Source organism: Syntrophorhabdales bacterium (assembly GCA_035541455.1).
GTDB lineage: Bacteria > Desulfobacterota > Syntrophorhabdia > Syntrophorhabdales > WCHB1-27 > JADGQN01.
This window is the reverse complement of record DATKNH010000129.1, coordinates 22169-45160: the sequence shown is the minus strand read 5'-3', so window position 1 is coordinate 45160 and position 22992 is coordinate 22169. Positions and strand designations below refer to the sequence as shown.

19 protein-coding genes are annotated in these 22992 nt (G+C 53.7%); 12 read left to right on the top strand and 7 right to left on the bottom strand.

Annotated elements, in window-relative coordinates:
- The coding region (locus tag VMT71_14065; GenBank protein ID HVN25094.1) for a hypothetical protein at nt 1–229 on the bottom strand (229 nt) is incomplete at its 3' end.
- 251 nt (nt 230–480) lie between these two features.
- Nucleotides 481–2127 carry an AMP-binding protein gene (locus tag VMT71_14060; protein ID HVN25093.1) on the bottom strand — a complete coding sequence of 549 codons (1647 nt, stop codon included), beginning with the start codon at nt 2125–2127 and terminating at the stop codon, nt 481–483.
- 259 nt (nt 2128–2386) lie between these two features.
- Here VMT71_14060 and VMT71_14055 point away from each other — a divergent pair, with 259 nt between their 5' ends.
- Nucleotides 2387–3184 carry an alpha/beta hydrolase gene (locus tag VMT71_14055; protein ID HVN25092.1) on the top strand — a complete coding sequence of 266 codons (798 nt, stop codon included), beginning with the start codon at nt 2387–2389 and terminating at the stop codon, nt 3182–3184.
- Nucleotides 3185–3268: 84 nt separating this feature from the next.
- Complete coding sequence (locus tag VMT71_14050; GenBank protein ID HVN25091.1) at nt 3269–3613, top strand: response regulator; 345 nt, start codon at nt 3269–3271, stop codon at nt 3611–3613.
- Nucleotides 3614–3617: 4 nt separating this feature from the next.
- Here VMT71_14050 and VMT71_14045 read toward each other — a convergent pair whose 3' ends face one another.
- The 3 genes from VMT71_14045 to VMT71_14035 are packed head-to-tail and all read right to left on the bottom strand — an operon-like array spanning nt 3618 to nt 7489.
- Entirely contained in the window at nt 3618–4607 is a 990-nt protein-coding gene (locus VMT71_14045; protein HVN25090.1) for a xanthine dehydrogenase family protein subunit M, read from the bottom strand.
- Between the two features lie 14 nt (nt 4608–4621).
- Nucleotides 4622–6841 (bottom strand): molybdopterin cofactor-binding domain-containing protein, encoded by a 2220-nt coding sequence (locus tag VMT71_14040; protein ID HVN25089.1) that lies wholly within the window; start codon nt 6839–6841, stop codon nt 4622–4624.
- A 9-nt stretch (nt 6842–6850) separates the two neighbouring features.
- Nucleotides 6851–7489, bottom strand: a complete 639-nt coding sequence (locus VMT71_14035; GenBank protein HVN25088.1) for a (2Fe-2S)-binding protein — start codon at nt 7487–7489, stop codon at nt 6851–6853.
- A 252-nt stretch (nt 7490–7741) separates the two neighbouring features.
- On the opposite strand from VMT71_14035, the gene VMT71_14030 reads away from it, so the two are divergent.
- The 10 genes from VMT71_14030 (at nt 7742) to VMT71_13985 (ending at nt 19724) form a co-directional block, all read left to right on the top strand.
- On the top strand, nt 7742–8875 hold the full coding sequence (locus tag VMT71_14030) for a Xaa-Pro peptidase family protein (GenBank protein ID HVN25087.1): 1134 nt from the start codon (nt 7742–7744) through the stop codon (nt 8873–8875).
- A gap of 30 nt (nt 8876–8905) precedes the next feature.
- Entirely contained in the window at nt 8906–9889 is a 984-nt protein-coding gene (locus VMT71_14025) for a tripartite tricarboxylate transporter substrate binding protein (GenBank protein HVN25086.1), read from the top strand.
- Between the two features lie 418 nt (nt 9890–10307).
- Nucleotides 10308–11291 (top strand): FAD binding domain-containing protein, encoded by a 984-nt coding sequence (locus tag VMT71_14020; GenBank protein ID HVN25085.1) that lies wholly within the window; start codon nt 10308–10310, stop codon nt 11289–11291.
- A 10-nt stretch (nt 11292–11301) separates the two neighbouring features.
- A complete protein-coding gene (locus VMT71_14015) occupies nt 11302–11790 on the top strand; it encodes a (2Fe-2S)-binding protein (protein HVN25084.1) in 489 nt (162 codons plus the stop codon).
- 1 nt (nt 11791) lies between these two features.
- Entirely contained in the window at nt 11792–14140 is a 2349-nt protein-coding gene (locus VMT71_14010; GenBank protein HVN25083.1) for a xanthine dehydrogenase family protein molybdopterin-binding subunit, read from the top strand.
- 40 nt (nt 14141–14180) lie between these two features.
- The gene (locus VMT71_14005; protein HVN25082.1) at nt 14181–14666 is read left to right on the top strand and encodes a TRAP transporter small permease; all 486 of its coding nucleotides are present in this window, start codon (nt 14181–14183) and stop codon (nt 14664–14666) included.
- Entirely contained in the window at nt 14659–15960 is a 1302-nt protein-coding gene (locus VMT71_14000; protein ID HVN25081.1) for a TRAP transporter large permease, read from the top strand. The genes VMT71_14005 and VMT71_14000 overlap by 8 nt, the downstream gene beginning before the upstream one ends.
- A gap of 47 nt (nt 15961–16007) precedes the next feature.
- Complete coding sequence (locus VMT71_13995) at nt 16008–17075, top strand: TRAP transporter substrate-binding protein (GenBank protein HVN25080.1); 1068 nt, start codon at nt 16008–16010, stop codon at nt 17073–17075.
- A gap of 100 nt (nt 17076–17175) precedes the next feature.
- The gene (locus VMT71_13990) at nt 17176–18489 is read left to right on the top strand and encodes an AMP-binding protein (protein HVN25079.1); all 1314 of its coding nucleotides are present in this window, start codon (nt 17176–17178) and stop codon (nt 18487–18489) included.
- Nucleotides 18490–18590: 101 nt separating this feature from the next.
- Nucleotides 18591–19724 carry a metallophosphoesterase gene (locus VMT71_13985; GenBank protein HVN25078.1) on the top strand — a complete coding sequence of 378 codons (1134 nt, stop codon included), beginning with the start codon at nt 18591–18593 and terminating at the stop codon, nt 19722–19724.
- Between the two features lie 157 nt (nt 19725–19881).
- Here the strand turns inward: VMT71_13985 and VMT71_13980 are convergent, their stop codons facing one another.
- Both VMT71_13980 and VMT71_13975 read right to left on the bottom strand, forming a co-directional pair.
- Nucleotides 19882–22116, bottom strand: a complete 2235-nt coding sequence (locus tag VMT71_13980; protein HVN25077.1) for a xanthine dehydrogenase family protein molybdopterin-binding subunit — start codon at nt 22114–22116, stop codon at nt 19882–19884.
- Entirely contained in the window at nt 22116–22766 is a 651-nt protein-coding gene (locus tag VMT71_13975; GenBank protein ID HVN25076.1) for a (2Fe-2S)-binding protein, read from the bottom strand. The genes VMT71_13980 and VMT71_13975 overlap by 1 nt, the downstream gene beginning before the upstream one ends.
- Nucleotides 22767–22992 lie beyond the last annotated feature (226 nt).

Genomic DNA, 22992 nt, shown 5'->3' with positions numbered 1-22992 from the left:
CGATACCGTAAGCGAGCTGCCCGAAGTACGAGTACGTCTTGACCTTGGGGTCAAAATCCCCGCTGATCGTGCTCGAGCTCCACCGGTCCTGGGAATAGAAATAACCGACCGATGCCGCCCACTTGCCCTGCTCCGCGTCCACAGGCCCGCCGAGGGGCTGGGCAGCGAAGGCCAATGTGGCGCAGAAGACAATACATAAAGCCAGACTCAACATAAGAGTTTTCTTCACAGCTACACCTCCTGTACAACATTTTTGTTTCGTACCAGTAACGAGACTTTGTCAGCGGTTCGTCCGTTTATGGAGCTTTGGTTCAGTAAGTCCCCCGTCCCGAGCTGGTACCCGTGCCTTTATAATGTTAAGCACATACAATGAAAGCGTCAAGAAGAAATTCTCTCTTCCGGAAACGCCACGGCTTTTGTTAAAGTGTCCCACTCTTCGCGGCGCAGGCAAAGAATGCATGCACTTGAAGGTAAGTTGGTCTACGCCGTACCTAGCTTCTTCTTTATGTCCTCCTTCAGCGCCTTCTTATCCGCCTTATTGAGATTCGTCAGCGGAATGCTGTCGATTATCTCCATGCGTTCCGGCATCTGGAGCACTGACGCGCCCACGCTCTTGAGATGCGTCTTCAACTCCTCAAACTCGATTTTTGCACCCGGCTTAAGTTGAACGTATGCGCATATTCTCTCACCCAGAGCCTTATCCGGCATGCCGATCACTGCGACATCGGCCACGGCAGCATGAGTCCGTATCAGCCGCTCAATGCCGCCTGCACTGATGGTCTCTCCGCCCCGCAGTATGGTGTCTTTGATCCTGCCCGTGATCCTTATGATGCCGGTTTCGTCTATCCTGGCCAAATCGCCGGTCTTGAAGAAACCGTCCTTGGTAAAATTCTTCTTATTCTCTTCGGCTGATTTCAGGTAACCGGTAAAAATTGTGGGGCCCTTGTAGACGATCTCTCCTTCTTTATTGGCGGGCAGCTCATTCTCGTACTGATCAATAACTTTCGCTTTGGTGTAGGGGCAATCCGGCCTGCCCACTGTGGTACAGATTGTGTCAATGTCATCACCAAGGCGTGTCATGGAGCTCATTCCCTCGGATGAACCAAAGGCATTCACGAATTTACAGTTGAGCTTTTCGTATACTGCCTTGACAAGTTCAGGAGTACTGGGCGCGCCTCCACAGTAAATCTTTTTGAGTGAACTCAGGTCGTACTGTTTCAAATTCTCCAGATTCACTATTCTCTGGGCAATTGCCGGCACTGTTGGAAAAGCAGTGACTTTCTCCCTCTGAATCACCGTGCAGATGTCAGCAGGATCGGTGGAATCGGCTAATACGTACTTCCCGTAGTTAAAAAAACTTCCCCCCAGCCCGACGTGCATCCCCTGGCTGTGGCTCACCGGCGCAACAGTCAGCAGCGTATCATTGCTGGTGACCTCCCATCTCTTCGCGTGATATTCAACATAGGTGATGTAGTCGTTGTGTGTCCGGGGCACCGCTTTAGGAAGCCCGGTCGTACCACCGGTGGGCAGGATCATGGAGACTTCCATAGGATCAGGCCGCCTCTCATCAAGGGCCTGCAGGTTTGATGGCGTCAATTGCGCCGATTCAATGAGGCTTTCAAGTGTCACAAACCGGCTTTTGTCTGCGGATCTTGCGGTTATCACGTGGCGCAGGCTCTTTGTTGCATCCGTTACCCCTTTAATGAGCGAGAGGAAGTCAATATTCTTGTAATTGTCAGGTACGATCCATGCAGTCGGGTTCGTGAGGCTGGCAAGGTAGTTGACCTCCGAAAGCCCGTGACGCGAAATGAGCAACACAGTGATAGCACCGATCTTCTGCAAAGCAAAAAATGAAATAACAAATTCGGTCCAGTTAGGGAGCTGCATCAGCACGAAGTCCTGAGACTTGATGCCCAACTGCATAAAGCCTATTGCAGCCCTGTCCGTTTTTTCCCGCAGCTCTTTGTAGGTAAAGCGAGTCGTGTCATCAACCAGCGCTTCTTTCCACGGGTAGATATCAGTTGCCTTGTCGAACATATCCCCCCAGGTGAGGCCTTGCCACCACCTCAGTCGATTGTATTTCTCGGCATCTTCTGCTTTATACGGTTCAAATCCTTCAACAGCCATGGTGTCCTCCTTATTCAATGTGCTTTTTTAGTGGAACGTGCGGGGCTCAGTAATGACGCAGTATGCATTCCACTCGTGTTATTTGCAGGGCATAATCCCTAAAGAAATTATTCTACGGGGTCTAGCCCTGTCAAGTTTTTTCTGTGACCGTACTATCTCCGCTACCAAATCTGTCGACAAGCAGTCTACCGGTGCTACAATTAAGGTAACTGATCATCGTAATGCTGGAATGCTCATCAACCGGCATAAGGAGTCACACATGATGAACATGGTCAAAAGGACAGTTTGCGCGTTCTTTCTTGTTCTGTTGGTGCTTTCCTCAACCGGTGCTGCAGACGAGACAAAGACGGGTATCGTTCTCCTGCACGGAAAGGACGGTATCCCGAGCCTGCTTTCGGGACTGGCAGATGCTCTTAAGAAAAACGGTTTCATTGTCACGGTGCCGGAGATGCCCTACTCCAGGTACCGCGGCTTCGATAAAGCATACGAGGACACGGTTTCCGAAATCGACAGAGCCATCGCAGAAATCAGGAGCAAAGGGGCCAAGCGTATCTTTATCGCAGGACATAGTCTGGGCGCTAACGTGGCGCTCTACTATGGCACAAAAGTGCAAGTCGATGGGATAGTGGCAGTCGCACCCGGCCACGCGCCGGAAGCGAAGAGATACGCATCAAGTGTGGGTGGGAGCGTGGAAACCGCGCGTAAGATGGTGAGCGAAGGCAATGGTGATAAGATCGGGATCTTTGATGATTACAACCAGGGGAAGAGGGAGACCAGAAAAGTCACTGCAAAAATTTATCTCAGCTACACTGACCCGCAGGGGCCCGCCGTAATGCCTACCAATGCGGCAGCCCTTAAGCCGGGGACCGCCCTTCTGTGGGTGGTCGGCACGCAGGACCCTATGTACCAGTCGGGCCCATCGTATGCCTTTGAAAAAGCGCCCCCCAACCAGAACAACAAATACGTCGTTGTCGACAGCAACCATATGAATACCCCTAATGTCGCAGCAGAGGAAATCGTCGCATGGCTTAAAGCCTTTAAAGGTTCAACCGAATAAAAAACTCTTGCATCAGGACCTTGAAAGACTTATGTTCAACTGGTAATGGGCAAACGGGGATTAGGCAAACACAGAATATTGGTCGTGGATGACGACGAGATGGTCGCCGAAATGGTCAGGCACATGCTGCGCCGTATCGGCTGTCTTTCGGTTGTTTGTACTCACCCTGTGAAGGCACTCAATCTTTTTTCCCGGGCTCCGGAAAGATTCGACGCGGTGATTGTGGATCAGATGATGCCCGATTTGCTTGGAACTCAGCTTGCAGCTCAAATGCTCCGCGTGAAAGATGATATAGCCGTTATTCTGATGACCGGGCAGGGGCACCTGATCACACTTGAAGAGGTCCGCGCAAGTGGAGTAAGGGCCACGCTCATCAAACCGGTTCTGAGGGACCGGCTTCAAGTTACTCTGAACCAAGTGCTGCGCTAAAAATTCACGCCAGAGATGTGAGCGCTTGCTCCAGGACCCCTTTAGCCGCGTCAACCTTGTAGCCATTCTTGCTCATAGGCTGTGCACCGTCCACACAGACGGCGCACGCGGCGGAAACGGCGCCTTTCAATTCCTTGCCTTTCAGGGCGGCTTCAGCTTTTGCACTTCTGAGCGGGAATGGTGCAACGCCTCCGAAGGCTATGCGGGCATCAGATAGTATCGTGCCTTTCGACGCGAGCGACACGGCAACGCTGACGATTGCAAAATCAAAGGCCTGCCTTTCCTTTAGCTTAAGAAAAACTCCTTTTCTTCCCTGCGACGATGCAGGGATTTCAACAGCGACCAGCATCTCTTGAGGAGCAAGCACATTCTCTCGGACTATCACTTTTTCCGGGGACACGTAGAATTTTTCCAACGGAACAGTACGTGAGCCCTTCGGACCGGCTATTTCGGCTTTCGCATCCAGCGCGATCAATGCAGGGGCCATATCCGAGGGGTAAACCATGGCGCAGATATCGCCTCCAATGATAGCGTGGTACTGGTTCTCTCCGTCGTGGGCATAGCAGTTTCCGCCCCCCTTGCGCAGGCATTCTGTGAAAAGCTTCCCGCGGAAGTACCAGCAGCGGGGACGCTGGCAGAGGTTACCTCCCAGAGTTCCAACATTCCTGATTTGCGGCACGGCCACCTGTTTTGCTGCCTGCACGAGAAGCGGGTACTTTGCCGCGACTACCTCGGACGAAATGATACTGGTGATCGTAACAGCAGCACCAATCCTCAAGCTCGTCTTCTGCTCTCTGATAATGGCCAGGTCTTTGATCCCTTTGATGTCGACCACGTGCTGAGGCAGCTTCATCTTCGGGCCTTCTATACGGTCTTTCATTAGGCCAAGGAGATCGCTTCCCCCCGCCAGAATAGCGGCCTTGTCCTGATATTTTGCAAGGAGATCCACAGCCTGTTGGACCGTGGTGGCCTTATAATAGTCGAATGGTTTCATCGTTCTCTCCTCCTCTAGCTCTTCGCTTTTTTAAGGCTCGCAAGCACCACACCCTTAGTAAGAGGGATCTCTGAAAAACGCACACCTATCGCGTTGTAGATCGCGTTCGTTATGGCAGGTGCCGGCACACTGTAAGGCGGTTCACCAACTCCCCTGGCCCCGAAGGGGCCAAAGGGGTCGACCGATTCAACGATCACGGGGGTTATCTCCGGGAAATCCTTGATGGTAAGTACCTTGTAATCAAGGTAGCTGGGGTTGATGCAGATTCCTGTGGCCCTGTCAGTAATCTGTTCCTCGGCCAGCGCAAAGCCCATGCCCTGGATTGCACCTCCCTCGATCTGGTTTTCTGTGGCCATCGCGTTAATCGCTCTCCCCAGATCATGCACTGCCACGAGTTTCAGCACTTTCACCGCGCCCGTCCTTGTGTCGACCTCCACCTCGGCAAAGTGCGCTGCAAACGAGTGAAAAATCATGTTCGTGGGAGCTATACCGACGCCTCTTCCCATTATTGGTCCAGGTGCCTTGGCTGCAATCTGATCCAGCGGGACACCTTTTTCGGAACCGCGCGCATAAACCGTGCCTTCGCTTATAACCAGATTCTTCTTGTCCGTCTTAAGCTCGGCCGCTGCAATATCGAGCAGCTGATTTTTCGCATCGGCCGCAGCCAGCCTTGTGCCGGTTCCGCCTGTGATCGTCTGGCGGCTCCCGGTAGTGCCGAACGTGTCTGTGGTCACATCAGTATCTGTCGCAGTGACGAAGACATTTTTCAGCGGCACGCCTAACTCCTCTGCCGCAATCATGGCCATTGTTCCCTTTTGTCCGCCGCCTATGTCTGATGTACCCGTAAATACGTTGATGGTCCCGTCGCTGTTGACGCGGACCATACCGGAACTCGGCCAGCCGGGGGCGATTGCCCCGTGGCGGCAGGCATGGATAGCCATGCCGATACCACTCTTTACAGGGCCTGCGCTCGACACGGGTTTCTTCCAACGCTCATTCCACTTGAATGTCTCGGCGCCCCGCTTGATGCACTCTTCCATGCCATTACTGCTGAAAGGAATTTTTCTGAACTGGTCACCGTCCTCCAGGCGCGCGTAGTTTTTCAACCTTAACTCAACCGGGTCCATTCCCAGTTTCTCTGCAATGATATCCATGTGGATCTCTTGAGGGAACGTGCCCTGCGGATGGCCCACGCACCGCATAAAGCCGCCTTCAGGCTTGTTGGTCGTCACAGAATAGCTCTCGCCCTTCATATTGGGGCACCGGTAGGTGGACATGATAACTTCCATCGTGCCTCCTGCCCCCTGAAAGTGAGCATACGCTCCCATGTCGGCAATGGCTTTCGCCTGCAAGGCAGTAAGAGTGCCGTCCCTCTTCACACCATATTTCAAGGAGAGAATCACCGGATAACGGTGGTGGCCTGCCGTAAAATTTTCCTCCCTGTCGAATTCTATTCTTGCAGGACGGCCTGTCTTCCGGGCAACCAGTGCCGCGAGCACGTTGTAACGCTCCGGCCCTGATCTGTCGCCGAAGCCGCCTCCCATAAAATCGCAGACCACACGGACTTTGCTCATAGGCATATTCAGGGCCTTTGCTACACCCCGCTGTACATCAAAAGAGTACTGCGTAGAATCCCAGAGTGTAAGCTTGCCGGCTTCCCATACTGCGACGCAGACGCGCGGTTCCCTGGTTGCATGCTGCAACATGTTGGTCCGGTAGGTGGCTTCGTAAACGAGATCAGCCTCGGTAAAACCCTTTTCGACATCCCCCCTGCTCACTACCGCAGGTTTTCCTCCTATCAAGTTCCCATCAGGGTAAAGTTTGGGCGCGTTCGGCTTCAGCGCCTCTTCAGGGTCGAGTACAAAGGGAAGCTTCTGGTATTCCACCTTGATGAGATCAAGCGCCTCGGTGGCCGTCTCCTCATCCTTTGCGGCCACTACCGCTATATCGTCACCCACGAATCGCGCCACATCTGTGAGGAGTGGCATTCCGATGTGCCACACGTACTCCGGCATCTCCTTGTGTGTGAGCACCAATGCCACACCCGGCAAGGCAGATGCCTTGGAGGTATCTATGCTCACGATGCGTGCATGAGGATATGGACTTCGGAGTACTTTACAATAAAGCATGCGAGGTAGGTAAAAATCTGAAGCATATTTTGCCCGGGCGGTTACCCGCTCGAATGCGTCTATCTTCGGTTGGCGTGTTCCGATGATCTTGAATTGCGAGCTCATGTGCCCCCCTCATGCCTTCTGTGAAACCGACATTACGGCCTTCACTATCTTGGGATAAGCGGCGCATCTGCAAATCGTCCCTGAAAGTGCTTCTTTCACTTCTGCCTCACTTGGCCGCGGGTTCTTGTCGAGCAGCGCCTTGGTGGAAATGATCATACCAGGAGTACAGAAGCCGCACTGAAGCGCATCCTCCTGTATGAATACGCTCTGAATGGGATGGAGCTTTTCGCCGTCAGATAATCCCTCTATCGTGGTAATCTTTCGTTTGTCAGCTTCAACCGCAAGGAGCGCGCAGGCATACACAGCCATGCCGTCCATGATGACAGTGCACGCCCCGCAACTACCACGGTTGCAGGAATTCTTCGTCCCTGTTAAACCAAGCTCCCTTCTCAGAACATCCAGCAGGGTCCAGTGCGTCTTGACAGCAACACGATAGCTCCGACCATTGATCTCCGTGGTGATCAGGGCATCACGGGTCCCCTTTGGAGGAGCCGCTGCTTCCGCCTCGCTGTGAGCGCCTCCTGTTGTGATCACGGCGGCAGCCACGGTACTCGCTCCCAGGCCTTTCAGGAAGTCACGACGTGTGACCTTCAGTTTGCCCGATTCTTTCTCCTCTTCACTGACAGGCTCGTGTTCCTTCTTGCCCATTTTTTCCCCCTTCACTGTGCTTGGGTTATCTCATGCTTGTCTATTATCTTTCTTGATTGAAACTCACCCCGAAAGCGCACGTTACTCTTTCTGCCATCCATGAATGGTGCAATGCGCGCAAGACCTTTGTCAAGAACAATTTACAAGCGACGCCACAGAGACTTGTCGCGCCGGGTTTTTTCGCTGCGCTTGCTTAACCGGAGGATGTATAGGATATTAGATAGCAAAAATAGCGGCCGGGGAGATCAGGCTATGGCGTTCAGCAGCGAGGAGAGGGAACGTAGAGACAAGATAATGAAGAAGATCATGGAGGCCAACGGGCTCAAGGCCTTGATCCTCTTCGGCGAAGTCAATGTGGGTAATGCATTGTACGGTGATCTCAGGTACTACGTCGACAATAAGAACGTGGCAAACAGGCAGGTGGCAGTGCTCTTTCCGGCAGCGCAACCGGTACTCTTTGTTGGCAGCCCCATTCAACAGCAGGCAGCGTCGCGCAGGTCTTCCATAAGGGATTGCCGCTCAAGCAATGATATGCTGGCTGAACTGACAGCGCTCCTGAAAGAACGCAATGCTGTGGCCGGCAAAGTTGGTGTTCACTTCGACGTGCTTCCTGTAACATGGCACAACCATCTGAAGCATGAACTCCCCGGAGTGGAATGGGTAGAAACTCACGAGGAGATCGAAGAGGCACGGTTTCACCATAGCGGTGAGGAAGCAGACCTTTTCAGAAAATGTGCACCCCTCGCTGACGGAGGATATGAAGCAGCACTCCGAACGATTCGTCCAGGGGCTACCGAATACCAGGTGGCCGCAGCCATCGAGGAGTATGCACGCGCACGGGGTGCGGAGCAGCACTTCACGCTCATAGGTTCAGGCCGCTTTGCTCCGGGTGACGCTAACGCTCTTTCGCTTCCCTATTCGCCTTCGCACCGCCGCATAGAGGCAGGTGACAGCGTGGTAATGGAGATTACACCGTGCCTCGAAGGTTACTGGACGCAATTGGTCCGCACGGTGAACGTCGGAACATCCAACCCCGAACTGGAAAAGCTCTATCGTGTTGCGCGCGACGCCATCAGGAAGGGCCTTGACGTCTTCAGACCCGGCAAGAGTGTGCGGGATCTCGCACTTGCTATTATCGGCTACGTTGAGAGTTGCGGCTTTATTCCCAGGCCCCCGTACGGTCATACGTGCGGTGTCGACCTGAACGAAGCGCGTGTTTCCCCACAGAACAGCCAGGTGTTGACAGCAGGGACAGCCGTTATCATCCATCCCACTGTTTTTACGCCGGATGGCAAGAACAGCTTCTTCTGGGGAGAGACATATCTTGTGACCGACGATGGTTATGAACGGATCAACCATGCAAGCGATGAACTGTTGACGGTGTAATTACAAATCGACAATGCGGGAGGTTATGGCATGAAGATAAAACATTTCTTCTGCAAGACGTTGCTGGCTCTTTCACTCGTAGCAGCTATTGTGGCGCTGGCGTCTCTGCACTCTTTTGCAGCAGGGTATCCGGATCACACTATTCAGCTCATCATCCCCAATGTTGCAGGGGCCGGAATGGACATCACGGGAAGGCTCCTCGCAGAAGAAATGGGGCAGATCCTGGGCCAGAAAATTATCGCGAATAACAAACCAGGCGCAGGAACGGTTCTGGGAGTCGAGGCAGGCGTCAGGGCGAAGAAGGACGGCTACACTCTGATCTATGCCAGCGCCGGTGCCCTCGTGTATGCACCTCTGGCAAACCCGGAGGTCGTCCGGTTTGATCCTGGGAAAGACCTGGAGCCGCTCGGTTTCTATTGCTTCTTGCCTACCGTTGTCGGGGTTAAAGCAGACGCTCCCTGGAAAACATTCACGCAGTTCATCGATTACGCAAAAAAGAATCCCGGCAAACTACGCGTAACGTCCATCGGCGTCGGCTCTCAGCCGCACTTCGTGATCGAGCTTATTCAGTCTCTTACCGGAGCCCAGTTCACGCACGTGCCTTTCGAGGGAGGGGAATCGGTGGTTACTGCTGTTCTGGGAGGACACGTGGAAGCAGCGGTCGATACGTATACTAAGCTGAAACCGCACGCGGAAGCAGGAAGATTAAGGATCCTGGTGATGGACCCGAAGAGAGCTTCTTCGCCTGAAATACCGACCATGAAGGAACTGGGCTACAAGCAGCCCCTGCCGGCAACCTGGTTCGGCATGTATGCGCCTGCGGGAATTCCGGACGAAGCAAAAAAGGTTCTCATTCCTGCTGTCGAAAAAGCAGTAAAGGCGACAAAGCCGAAGATCGAGGCAATGGGGATCACCTGTGAATACAAAACGCCTGCCGAACAGAGAAAGCTGAGAGACGACGATTACAGGGATATGGCTGAGTTGGCGTCAAAGATGGGCCTGCGCAAACCATAACATGGGGCTCACGTCGCCCCCTCTACGGGCCAAGCCCGTCGAGCCTCCCCCTCTCGCGAGCTCTCGCTCGCTACCCCTTCGGGGATACAGCATGGGGCTCGCGTCGCCCCTTTCATCGCAGCCGCAGGACATCGCACACGCCTTGCGCATTATATACTTGCTTAGCGCGGCAGCAAGACTACCGTAGCTTGGATAGAACAAACTGGTATACTCTGCCACGATTTGTGTTAAGCTAGGGTGGACAGACTGGAGCAAAAATCGTGGCGAGACGTAGTCCAACAGAGCCGCCATTCCTCCTGGTCAGCAAAGCTCTGGACCGGGAAAATAATATTCACAGTTTCAAATTTACAACAAAATATTTCCTCGAAACTTCCTCAACTGAAAGTGACTTTTTTAAACCTACTACAGGGGGCCCGTAATGCGATTACCTTATTTCGATTTCCTGGAGCCTGATACCCTGCAGGAAATGTTCGCGATGATGCAGCGGTACGGAAAGAAGGTACGGCTCCTGGCGGGAGGAACCGATATCATGCCGTTGATGAAGCTCGGCCTCATCACGCCCTCGTACCTCTTGGGACTCAAGAACCTGCCGCAGCTGAGGGGTATCAAGAGACAAGGGCAACATGTACGTATCGGAGCAATGACTACTCTGGCTGAAATCGCGACGTCAGGCTTCATCGAAAAGCATCTTCCTGCGGTTCACCAGGCAGCGCTCGCCGTGGCCGCGCCACCCATCCGTAACGTAGCAACGATCGGCGGAAATCTCTTTCAGGATTCCCGCTGCATCTTCTACAATCAATCGGGTACATGGCGTCTGGAACGTCAGGCGTGCCTTAAGGCGGGAGGCAAGGCGTGTCTGGCAGTGCCTGGAAGCAGAAAGTGCTTCAGCGTCTATCAAGGAGACCTGGCACCTGCGCTTATCGCGCATGATGCGAAGATCAGAATCGAGAAGAAACGGGGCAAACCGGAGGAGGTGGCTGTCCAGGAGCTGTTCACCGGACAGGGGCGTAATCCGGTGCAACGGGAAGCGGAGGAAATCGCAACAGAAGTAATCGTACCCATCCCGGGGAAGAAAGTGAGTTCCACCTATCAAAAACTGAGACTTCGCTCTGCAATGGATTATCCTTTGGTCGGCGCTGCTGCTTTCGTTTCTGCTGCCGGTAAGATTATCGAATCTGCCCGGATTGTCCTCTCCGCAGCAGGGCCCGCGCCCGTGGTCGTGCCTATCAACGGGATTGTCGTCGGTAGAAGGTCCTCGGAGGTTGACCTCGATAGCGTCGATCAATTGATTCCCAGGAATCTCCCGATTGTGAACAACGCCTTCATGCCTGCGTGGTATCGCAGGAAGATGCTTGCCGTTTTTGCGAAGAGGTCGATGAAAGCGGCCCTCGAGCGCCTGTAAAGGAGAACTCATGGAAAAAAAATCGAAGCGTCTCATCTCACTGATCGTAAATGGCCTCGAGTACGAGATCGCCACCTATCCGAACAGGACGCTCCTCGAAGTGCTGCGGGAGGACCTTTCCTTGAAGGGCGCCAAAGAGGCATGCGATGACGGCGTCTGCGGTACATGCACAGTCCTTATCGATGGGAAACCGGTTCGTTCCTGCCTACTCCTCGCGGTTGAAGCCCAGGGCAAGGCGATAACAACGATTGAAGGATTATCGAGCGGGGAAAAACTTCATCCCATTCAGCAGGCATTCCTCGATCACGGCGCGGTCCAATGCGGTTACTGTACTCCCGGCATGGTCTTAACCGCAAAGGCATTGCTCGACGAAAAACCGAAGCCGACGGGAGAGGAGATTCAAATCGCGCTCTCCGGCAATTTGTGCCGCTGCACGGGATACAACAAGATCGTGAAGGCGATTGCTTCGGTGAGCGTGCAGAAACCAGGGGGTCATTAACATGGAAGAGCTTTCTTATGTCGGGAAATCGATAACGCGCAAGGACGGGCCGACAAAGGTGACGGGACGCGCCGAATATACGGTCGATGTGTCGCTCCCCGGGATGCTGTATGGAAAGGTATTGAGAAGTCCGCATCCACACGCGCGCATCCTTTCAATAGATACGACGCGCGCAGAAAGACTCCGCGGCGTAAAAGCCATCGTTACGGCTAAAGATTCGCTCAAGATCAGGCACGGTTTTGTGGAAACCCCTCGATACCCCGCGGATCAGTACCCGATAGCAGTCGACAAGGTCTGCCACGTTGGCGAAGAGGTCGCAGGAGTAGCGGCCATTGACGAGCCTACAGCCGAGGAAGCGCTTTCCCTGATAAAGGTTGAATACGAAGTGTTGCCGGCAGTCTTCACGCCGGAAGAGGCGATGAAGCTCAACGCGCCGGAGATTCACCCGTCTCATCCAAAGGTGCAGGAGCCCTACAAGAACATAGGCGGGCTGACACGCACAGGGTGGGGTGATGTCGACCAGGCGTTTGAAGAGGCCTATCTCGTCAGGGAAGACCGGTTTGTCACCCATCTGCGCACTCACGCCTACATGGAGCCGCAGGCAATCGTTGCGAGCTACGACTATTCAGGAAAACTCGACGTTTGGGTTTCGAGCATGGGCACGTTCCTCAAGCGGGCCAAGCTGGCCAATACTCTTGGTCTTCCGTTTGGGAATGTCCGTGTCCACAAAACGTATGTGGGCGGAGCGTTCGGTGGCAAGATCGATCTCTTCAGTCACGAATACATAGCCTCGCTCCTGTCGATGAAATGTCATAGCCCGGTAAGAATCGTTTACAGCAGGGAAGAAGTTTTCAAAGGCGCCCGTCACGGTCAGCCCCTGATTGTGGAGTTGAAGACGGGGGTGGCGAGAGATGGAACGATCCTCGGACAGCAGGTGCGGACGATCAATGATAGTGGCGCGTACAGAGGTAGCGGTGTGGTTGTGATCTTCCTTGCCTGGGGCTTTCTGATGACTCCCTACAGAATACCGAACCTCAAGTACGAGGGGTACTCTGTCTATACGAACAATCTTGTCCGTTGCCCGCAGAGGGGCCATGGTGCTCCTGCTGTGCGGTTTGCCGTCGAATCGCAATTCGACATGATCGCCGAGCAACTGAACCTGGACCCTGCAGAGATGAGGCTCAGGAACGCACGGCGACCCGGAGAGATACTTCCCAACGAAGATAGTGTGAAGAACTTCGGCCTGGTGCGCTGCCTGGAAGAGGTGGCCCGCCGGACTAATTTCGTGGAGAAACACAAGAAGGCAGTTGAAGAACGATCGAACGGGTCAAAGATAAAGCGTGGCATTGGCATCGGTACCTGTGCATACTTCGGGGGCTCCCTGGTCTATCCGAATAGCTCGTCGGTCATAGTAAAGTTGACTGATGACGGGAGCGTGTTGTTGATCACGGGAGCAGTGGATATGGGACAGGGAGCGGAAACAGTACTGAGCCAGATCGTGGCTGAAGAAATGTCAGTCCCTGTGGAGGATATCCAGGTCTACGCTGCCGATACAGAGACAACCTGCGTCGACATCGGTTCGTGGATCAGCGGCCTGACGTGGGTTACCGGAAACGCAGCCAAAAAGGCAGCAGAGAGCGCGATGAGAAAACTCCTGCAAGCTGCCGCGGAAGAGCTCGATACCGATCCCGGCGAGCTGGTGGCCAGGAATAAGGAAATTTTTGCAAGGCGGGCGCCCGACAAGAAGATCTCTTACCGGCAGGCGATTGCAGCAAGCATCGCAAAGAAGAGGGGAGACTCGATCATCGGGGAGGGCCACTTCAGAACCATGAAGGATGAGCCGGCCCATCCCAGCCTGGCGACAACGAAGGGAAGATGGTCGGAGAACTACTCATCCTATGCGCAGGTAGCGGAGGTCGAAATAGACACGGAGACAGGCGCGATGAAAATACTCAAGGTGACCACCGCACATGACTGTGGCTTTCCGTTCAACCCTGTGCTCGTTGAAGGACAGATCGATGGGCAGGTCTCGATGGGTCAAGGTCACGCACTCTACGAGGAAGTGGTGTCAGACAAGGGAGCGGTGATCAACCCTTCCTTCCTGGAGTACCGCATTCCCTGCTCCCTTGACATGGTCGAGACCGACTACGTTGATGTGATCACGGAAGAGTACAAGAAGGGCAGTCACTACGACACAAAGGAAGTGGGAGAAGGTTACGTGGCTGGCACCATCGCGGCATGCGCAAACGCCCTGTACAACGCAACAGGGGTCCGGTTGAACCAGACGCCATTCTATCCTCACAGAATTATCGAGAAACTGGAACAGATAAAGAACAAAGAAAGCGGGTAGAAGCCTGAGGCCAATTCATGCAGATAAAAGGGGAGAAACTATGGGGGACTTACTTGAAGATTTTCTGACGATTACAACCAAGATCCTCAACGCTATCGGCGGCACGGCTCTGACATTCATGATGCTGTTGACGGTTGCCGATGTAATCATGCGCGCTTTTGGTCACCCTCTCGTCGGCACCTACGAGATCGTGGGCTTGTCACTGGCTCTCGTGATCGGCATCACTATTCCCAAGGTCTCGTTCGACCGGTGCCACGTCAACATGGAAATTGTATTGGAAAGAGTGGCGAAGGGGAATAGAGATATACTTAACACATTCACTCGGCTGATCTGCTTCCTTCTCTTCATTGGCATAGGATACAACCTCTTCGTCGTCGCGAACGAGTTCCGAAGGTCGGGCGAGGTCTCTCCGACCATACAACTGCCTGCCTATCCTCTAGCCTATGCTGTCGGGTTCTGCTGTTTCATTGAATGCCTCGTTTTTGTCCTGCAGATAATCAAAATATGGAGGGGTGAATATGAATGAGACGTTCGCAGGCATCACACTCCTCTTCCTGCTGCTCCTGCTTTTTGCAACCGGCATTGAACTGGCGTTTGCGATGGCTGTTATCGGGTTCATCGGTTTCGCATATCTCAAGGGTTTTTGGATCGCGCTCAATCTGATCGGCAGGGACGTCTTTGATGTTATAACCAATTATGGGTACACGGTCTTCCCGCTCTTCATTCTCATGGGGCAGGTCGGCTACCATGCCGGCGTAGCCAAAAGGCTCTACGATTCCGCTCACAAGTTCGTGGGCCACATTCCCGGAGGGCTGGCAATAGCGACAGTTCTGGGAGGGAGTGGCTTTAAGGCGATCTGCGGCTCGGCGACGGCAACGACTGCAACGTTTGCCAGCGTGGCGATGCCGGAAATGGAGCGTTACGGATACGATCAAAGACTATCGACAGGAACGGTTGCCACGGTGGGCACTCTTGGCTGTCTCATACCTCCCAGCGTTGTGCTTATCCTTTATGGCATCATCACAGAACAATCCATTGGAAAACTCTTTCTTGCAGGCATAGTGCCCGCAGCCATTATCGCCCTCCTGTTCATCGGAGTCATTTACGGATGGGTAAAGATCAATCCGAAAGTCGCTCCGGTGTCTGACCGCTTTTCCTGGAAGGCAAGAATCCGGACATTGCCGGACGCTGCCTGGGTGCTGGTGATCTTTGTCATCATGATCGGGGGGATCATGACAGGGTTTTTCACGCCGACAGAAGCGGGATCGGTCGGTGCTTTTTCTGTCCTTCTCCTTTCGCTTTTCAGGAAGGATATGACTTTCAAGAAGTATGCAACCTCTCTCACCGAATCAATCCGCACTGCAGGCATGTTTCTTATGCTCATCTCCGGTTCGGTGATCCTCGGTCATTTTATCGCTGTCACCAATATGCCTCAGAAGATAGCCGTGTATCTCTCTGCACTGAACGTTAACCGCTATGTTATCCTGTTCCTCATCTGCCTCGTTTACGAGTTGGGTGGTTCCTTCATAGAGGACCTTGCCTTCATGATCCTGGCCACTCCGATGTTTTACCCGACCGTGCTTAAGCTCGGCTTTGACCCTATCTGGTTCGGGATTCTCGTCTGTGTGGTCATAATGGTCGGTATGATCATTCCGCCGGTTGCCATATGTATCTTTGTTGTTAAGAACATTACCAAAGTGCCGATGGGAACCATTTACAAGGGTGCGGCTCCATTTCTGATATCCCTGTTCGTGGTCTGGGGCCTTCTTTTTATTTTTCCCGAACTGGCCCTGTGGCTTCCCTCGGTGTTTTTCAAATGAGAAACGTCTCTATGGAAATACACAATAACAAATCAGGGGAGGTAATCATGGGAACTGTAGGCAGGAAGGCATTGGTCTTCGCGGTCGCAATTACACTGGTCTTTTCGTCGTACGTCGGCGCCCAGCAGATTAAGCTTTCGTTTGCGAACTACATGCCGATTCTACACATCAATGTGCCGCTTATGCAGAAATTCTGCGACGACGTTAACAAGAAGACAGGAGGAAAGGTGGAAGTAACTCAATACCCTGCCGGGACGCTCTTAACCGCACCCAAGATGGCAGCAGGTGTCGCGTCTGGTATTGCTGATATCGGCCTTGCTCACTGTTCCTATTCGAGGGGGCGTTTCCCGGTCATGGAGCTCACTGAACTGCCCATTGGTTGTCCGAGCAGCTTTGTCTGGACGCACGTCAACAATGACTTCTACAACAAGTTCAAACCGAAAGAGTGGGAGGCATACCACCCCTTAATGTTCAGCGCCAGCCCGCCGTCGACTATCCAGACTTTGAGCAAACCTGTGAAAACGCTGGAAGACCTTAAGGGCATGAAAATCAGGGGCACGGGCAGGAGCGGGGAGGCTGTCAAGGCGCTGGGAGCCACCGTTGTGCCGATAGAAATGGTCGACATGTACGAATCACTGAGAAGAGGGGTCATAGACGGCAACATGGGACCTTTCGAGCAGCTGAAAAGCTTCAGGACCGGCGAGGTCCTGAAGTATCATACGTCCGCGTACCAGGCAGGGCCCGGCTACACATTCTACGTGATCTTCAACAGGGACAAATGGAACGGGCTTCCGGAGGATGTGAAGAAAGTTTTCACCGATCTGTCCGCTGAATATATCGACATGTGGGCGATCGAATGGAATAAGACTGATATCGACGGAAGAGAATTTTTCCTGTCAAAGGGCGGACAGATCGTGCCGATCAGCGACGCCGAAATGGCACGATGGTCTAAGGCTGTAGAGCCGCTCTTCAGCGAGTATAAGCAGGAGATGGTGTCGAAGAGAGGCTTTAAGGCTTCCGAAGTCGATTCATGGATGGGCTACATAAAGGAACGCATCACGTATTGGATAGGTCAGGAAAAGGCGAGGAAAATACCGACAGCCTACAAATACTAGCGAACAGGTGTCTTCAAGAACATTCTGCGGTGACAAGAGGGAACATCACGCTCGGGCAATGTGAGCTGGAGCCGGACGGATCAACATGCGGGGAGGTCTTATGGTAAAGATGTGGAGGCCGGATCTGGAGACGCTGGAGAGGGAAGATTTTAAAAAAAGACAATTGAAACTTTTCAGAAAGCGGATGAAATATGTTATCGAGAAGAGCCCCTTCTACAGAAGAAAATTTAAAGAGGCAGGCGTGGCACCGCAAGACATTAAGAGTATCAACGATATCCAAAAGGTCCCCTTCACGACCAAGGCCGAACTGCTGAAATCACAAGAAGAGCATCCCATCTTCGGTGACTTCCCCTGCTTGCCGCCTGAAGCGGCCTGCCGCGTTTTCCAGACATCAGGTACGACCGGCACACCGCTGAAGGTCCCGGTAAGCAAGAAGGACTGGTTCAAGAACTATTTTGAACAATTCAGCTACTATATTTATGCGTACGGCGTTGACAGCAAGGACGTCGCCTTTTTCCCGTTTGTCTACGGTCTTTTTGTGGCTTGGTGGGGCATGCAGGCGGCCATGGAACAGCATGGCATCACCATTGTTCCCGGTGGGGGTCAGTCGTCAGAAGTGAGGCTGAAGAGTATCGTAGATTGGGGCGCGACCGTTGTCTGTGGCACGCCTACATATATTATTTACCTGGGGGAGCTTGCCCAGAAGATGGGCATCGATCTGCCCAATTCCGAGGTGAGGATCGTGGTGACAGCCGGTGAGCCCGGCGCGCAAGTCCCGGCAACAAAGAGCCTCGTCGAGAGACTCTGGGGAGCGAAGAATTATGATGACATAGGGAGTACCGAGATCACAAATTTCGGATTCGAGTGTGTCGCGCAACAGGGGACACACTTGAACGAAGCGATGTTTCTGCCTGAGTCGCTCGATAAGGACACGGGGAAGCCCGTCGGGCAGGGTGAAGTGGGCGAGTTGGTCCTCTCCAATCTTTGTTGTGAGACGGCGCCTCTGTTGCGGTACAAGACAGGAGACCTGGTGAAGTTTAATTACGACAGATGTGAGTGCGGGAGAACGTTTCTCAGAATGATTGGCGGTGTTATCGGAAGGGCCGATGATATGTTTCACTTCGGCGGAGTCAATATCTTTCCATCCGCGATCGAGAATTTCGTGAGGCAGGTGCCTGAATTCTCGAACGAGTACCAGCTGGTCGTCCCACGCCAGGGATCAGGCAAAAAACTGAAGATCAGGGTCGAGCCGGCTGCGGCTGATATGTCCGGCGACCGACTTCAAAGAGCTGTGAAGATGTTGCTTGACAGCATCGCCTATAATGTCAAAATAACGCCTGATGTGGAAGTGACTGAGATAGGCAGCCTTCCACGGTTCGAGGGAAAGGCGAGACGCATTGTGAAAGCAGACTGACATTTCTTCGGCCGCCGGCAGAATCTTATTTTCGAATTGCCGGTATCTGCTTATAATGAAAGAAACTACCCGGTGAGATACAGGGGATAAGGAGGTGTCCTATGAGGAACAAGCTTATCTTCGTGAGTGATCTGCACCTGAATGATGAGTTCAGCTTCTCTCCCAGCGGCAATGGTTATATGCATGCATACACATGGATGAATAGAAATATTCCCACTGCCGCATCGTTTCTTACCTGGCTGAAGAGTCGGGAGGATGTTGCGGAACTTGTCATCCTCGGGGACCTGCTGGACGGCTGGGTCTGTCCCATGCAGCACCCACCGACAAGAGATTTCATGGATATACTTGCTGCGCACGATAACGCCCTGGTGATCGATGCACTGAGGGGTCTTTGCCAGGAAACGAGCGCGATCGAAGTCTCCTATGTACGGGGAAACCATGACATGCTGTTGAGCGATATCTTCACTCCTCAAAACGGTTTCGAGCACCTCGACTTCATCGCCCTGGCATCGGGTATGGACCTCTACCAGAAAGAGAATGTCCTCTTTGCCGAGCACGGAAGCCGCTTCTGCCTGTTCAATGCTCCCGACACATGGAGCCACCCGGGCAGCCACCTGCCAGAGGGGTTCTTCATGGCGCGAGTGGCGGCCGATTATGCCGCGCAGGTAGGCACATTTCCTGATTTGGTCGCCACCCTTCAAAATGTCGTCAGAGAGGGCATAGGGGGAACGCTGCCGAAAGACTTTTTTGATGAGATACGCAGAAAGACTCCAGGCACGGGCAACACATTTCTCATGAACGGGCTGGACGGGTTCTCGCCAGACCCCACCTACCTGGACATACTGAGAGACTACGCGGGCATTTACGAAGAGTGGAATAAACGTCAGGACACGATCCCTCGCGAGGTCGCACCGCTCGGGGATCTTGGCACACTGCTATTTGCGGCTTCCTGGATCTTCGTCACCGGGAAGCCCTATGCACCAAGGATCCTCATTTTCGGACATACTCATACCTACGGCTTTCACCCGTTCCGTCCTGTCCTCGGTGCGTCAGTTCTGGGGTGCAGAGAATATAAGCATATCTATGCGAACACGGGTACGTGGGTCGATGGGAAGACCTGCACCTATGTCGAGGTGGAGCCGGATGCAGCAGGGGAAATATACTTCGTGAGGGGGTTCAGTTTTGAAAACGCCGGGCATCAAACGCTGCTTGACGAAGGCTGCGTAAGGGCATAACGGGAAACGGGTTCTCCGGCATATGCGAGCCCGAGCAGTCGCTGCCGCCCCCAAGGAGGGCGGCCTTATCACCGTGGCGCTCCAGCAGGGAAACCGCCTGTGATACCGTGTTCACCTTGTAATACGTAAAGCTCTTCCTCAGTTTCTCCCTTTGTCCTTATCCCTTGCGCTTCTCTATCCCATCGAGGACCGATCGGATATTGACCGGAATCTCGGTGAAACGCACGCCGATGGCATTGTGGATCGCATTGGCAATGGCCGGCGCAGGCACGCCGTATGGCGGTTCCCCGCAACCCTTCGCGCCGAACGGTCCCACAGGATCATCAGGCTCCACGATTATCGGCTCCACAAAGGGCACGTCCAGGATAGACGGAACCTTGAAATCGACCATATTGGAGTTGACGCAGATGCCCGTAGGAGCGTCCATATACTGTCTTTCGAGCATACCGTAACCTATACCCATAACAGCCCCGCCCTGGATCTGGTTCTCGACCCCGATGCGGCTTATCGCACGGCCCACATCATGCGCCGCAACGAGACGCAGTACCTTCACCTTACCCGTGCGCATGTCCACTTCCACTTCGACGAAGTGAACGCCGAAGGTATGCGTAGCAATGCCCTGCGGTGCTTTGGGAGAACCCCGTCCGACGATGGTTGCGCCGCTTTTTGAAACGATCTCCTTGTAGGGAACGGATCTGTTCTCGCTCCTGATAAAGAGGGCGCCATCCCGAATCTCCAGATCGTCTCTCTTCTTTTTCAGCACATCGGCTGCCGCATCGAGCAACTGATTTTTGACATCCCGCGCAGCGGCCACAACGGCGAGGCCCACAGATGGTGTTCCGCGACTGCCCCCTGCGGTTCCTGTGTCGGTGGTCGAGTCAGTGTCGCCGGTCGTTACCTGCACTGCGTCATAAGGCACACCCAACTCTTCGGCGGCAATTATTCCCATGGCCGTCTTCTGCCCGCCTCCTGTATCGTTGAGCCCGTTCATCAGCTCTATGGTGCCATCCTGATCCATTTTGATAACAGCGGACATGGGCCCGAAGATCGACCCGTGTCTGCATGACTGAAAGGCAACGCCGACGCCCTTTCTCACAGGACCAGAGCCTGAGCCCGGTGTTTTCCATTTGGTTTTCCAGCCGAACTGTTCGGACGCCAGCCTGGCGCACTCATCCATACCGCAGCTTGTAAAGGGAATCTTCCTGTCCTGATCGCCATCCTCTTTTCGCGCGTAATTCTTAAGCCGAAACTCAAAGGGGTCCATGCCCAGTTTTTCTGCGAGCCGGTCCATGTGGACTTCCTGCGGGAACATGCCGGTCGGATGGCCGACACATCGCATCTGGCCGGCTTCAGGTTTGTTCGTAAATACATTGTAGCCTTCCAGCATGACATTGGGACATCTGTAAACGCCCTTCGGAACTTCGAGAGAATTATAGGCGAAGTCCATGTGGTAATAGGCGCCAAGATCAGCGTAGAGCCGCACATGCATCGCAGTCAACGTGCCGTCTTTCTTCGCGCCGTACTTCATATACCATGTCGTCGGATACCGATGGTGTGTGGCGAGAAAGTTCTCTTCCCGCGTGAACTCCAGTTTGACCGGCCGCCCTGTCTTCTTCGCCAGAAGTGCACAGATGACATGCTGCCTCTCCACCCTGCCCTTGTCGCCGAAATCGCCTCCTATAAACGGGGTCAGAACCCTGATCTGATTGACCTTGATGTTGAGAGCCTCTGCAAGATCGTTCCGAAGGCCGAAGGGCCCTTTGCCACCGTCCCAGAGAGTCAGCTTCTTTCCGTTCCAGGCTGCTACAGTCACCCTCGGCTCCAAGGTAACGTGCTGAATCATGTGGGTCTGATATTTCCCCTCGAAGATAACGTCCGCCTGTTTAAATCCCTCCTCGAGATTGCCGCGCACGAGGGTGTCAATCTTTTCGCGTATCACATTCCCGTCAGGATAGATGCGTGGCGCTCCCGATTTTGCCGCCTCTTCGGCATCGAGCACGAATGGAAGAACCTCGAAGTCAATCTTAATCAATTCCAGCGCATTCTCCGCGGTCTCCTCATCCACGGCTGCCACGGCGAGGATCTCATCACCCACATAACGGGGCGTGCTCGCGAGGACAGGCATCCGAACGAAAGGAGGATTGGGCCTGCTATGAATTGCGAAGTCCGGCACTTCCTGCGGCGTCAGAATCGCCTTGACACCGGCCAGCGCCTGGGCTTTCGCCGCATCGATCCTCACAATCCTTGCGTGGGGATGGGGGCTACGCGTGACTTTTACGTACAGCATTCCCGGCAGATAGACATCAGATGCATACTTCGCCTCCCCTGTCAGCCGTTCAAAGGAATCCACGCGCTCCACTCGTTTTCCGACGACTTTGAATTCGCCTGCCATCACGCGCCTGCCGAAATTTTTTTGGCCGCACTCAAAACCGATTCGATGATTTTCGGATAAGCGCCGCATCGGCAGAGATTGCCGGCCATGGCCATGCGTACCTCATCTGCTGTGGGGTTCGCGTTTTTATCGAGCAGCGCCTTAGCGGCCATCATCTGCCCCGAGGTACAGAAACCGCACTGGTACCCTCCCTGCTCGGAGAAAGCCTTCTGGATGGGATGGAGCTTCTCTCCTTCCCTCAAGCCTTCGACGGTAGCGATCTTCTTGCCATCCATGCCGATCGCGAGGAGAGAGCATGCATAAACTGCTTTTCCATCCACGATTACCGTGCAGGCGCCGCAATTCCCGTGGTCGCAGGCCTTCTTGGTTCCGGTGAGATCGAGCTCCCGTCGCAATACATCGAGCAGGGTCCAATTTGACTTCACTTTCACGCGATAGGCTCTGTCGTTGACATTGAGGGTGATGAGCGCTTCCTTGACTCCCGAAGGCAATGCAGCTTCGGCTTCGGGAAGAGATTGTCCCGGAAACGTGGTAATGGTCGCCGCTACCGCAGTCGTCGCCATTCCTTTTAGGAAGTCGCGACGGGAGACTCTCATGGAGCTTTTTTTCTGCTTTGCTTCTTCTGCCGATGCTTTTCGTTCTTCATCCATACGTCATCTCCTGCACATGGTCTCGAAGCTTACAGTTTATCTAACCTGACAAAAACCATCAAGAACTATCTCAAGACGCAAATGGGCAGACTCTGTACGCCTGCATAGCAAATGTTGGGAAGCGCCACCAGGCGCAGCGCCCAAGGTCAGGCTGGCACGAGTTCGAGTGGAAACACGAGGAGAGGCCTTACGCTTCTAAAGGCTTAAAGCGGGCCGGAACCGGGAA

Bases quoted from the DNA above. Each gene is read 5' to 3' on its own strand.
- VMT71_13980 (HVN25077.1), bottom strand. From the start codon at position 22,116: ATGGCAGGCGAATTCAAAGTCGTCGGAAAACGAGTGGAGCGCGTGGAT.
- VMT71_13995 (HVN25080.1), top strand. From the start codon at position 16,008: ATGGGAACTGTAGGCAGGAAGGCATTGGTCTTCGCGGTCGCAATTACA.
- VMT71_14015 (HVN25084.1), top strand. From the start codon at position 11,302: ATGGAAAAAAAATCGAAGCGTCTCATCTCACTGATCGTAAATGGCCTC.
- VMT71_14040 (HVN25089.1), bottom strand. From the start codon at position 6,841: ATGAGCTCGCAATTCAAGATCATCGGAACACGCCAACCGAAGATAGAC.
- VMT71_14010 (HVN25083.1), top strand. From the start codon at position 11,792: ATGGAAGAGCTTTCTTATGTCGGGAAATCGATAACGCGCAAGGACGGG.
- VMT71_13985 (HVN25078.1), top strand. From the start codon at position 18,591: ATGAGGAACAAGCTTATCTTCGTGAGTGATCTGCACCTGAATGATGAG.
- VMT71_14035 (HVN25088.1), bottom strand. From the start codon at position 7,489: ATGGGCAAGAAGGAACACGAGCCTGTCAGTGAAGAGGAGAAAGAATCG.
- VMT71_14025 (HVN25086.1), top strand. From the start codon at position 8,906: ATGAAGATAAAACATTTCTTCTGCAAGACGTTGCTGGCTCTTTCACTC.
- VMT71_13975 (HVN25076.1), bottom strand. From the start codon at position 22,766: ATGGATGAAGAACGAAAAGCATCGGCAGAAGAAGCAAAGCAGAAAAAA.
- VMT71_14060 (HVN25093.1), bottom strand. From the start codon at position 2,127: ATGGCTGTTGAAGGATTTGAACCGTATAAAGCAGAAGATGCCGAGAAA.
- VMT71_14005 (HVN25082.1), top strand. From the start codon at position 14,181: ATGGGGGACTTACTTGAAGATTTTCTGACGATTACAACCAAGATCCTC.
- VMT71_14000 (HVN25081.1), top strand. From the start codon at position 14,659: ATGAATGAGACGTTCGCAGGCATCACACTCCTCTTCCTGCTGCTCCTG.
- VMT71_14030 (HVN25087.1), top strand. From the start codon at position 7,742: ATGGCGTTCAGCAGCGAGGAGAGGGAACGTAGAGACAAGATAATGAAG.
- VMT71_14020 (HVN25085.1), top strand. From the start codon at position 10,308: ATGCGATTACCTTATTTCGATTTCCTGGAGCCTGATACCCTGCAGGAA.
- VMT71_13990 (HVN25079.1), top strand. From the start codon at position 17,176: ATGGTAAAGATGTGGAGGCCGGATCTGGAGACGCTGGAGAGGGAAGAT.
- VMT71_14055 (HVN25092.1), top strand. From the start codon at position 2,387: ATGATGAACATGGTCAAAAGGACAGTTTGCGCGTTCTTTCTTGTTCTG.
- VMT71_14045 (HVN25090.1), bottom strand. From the start codon at position 4,607: ATGAAACCATTCGACTATTATAAGGCCACCACGGTCCAACAGGCTGTG.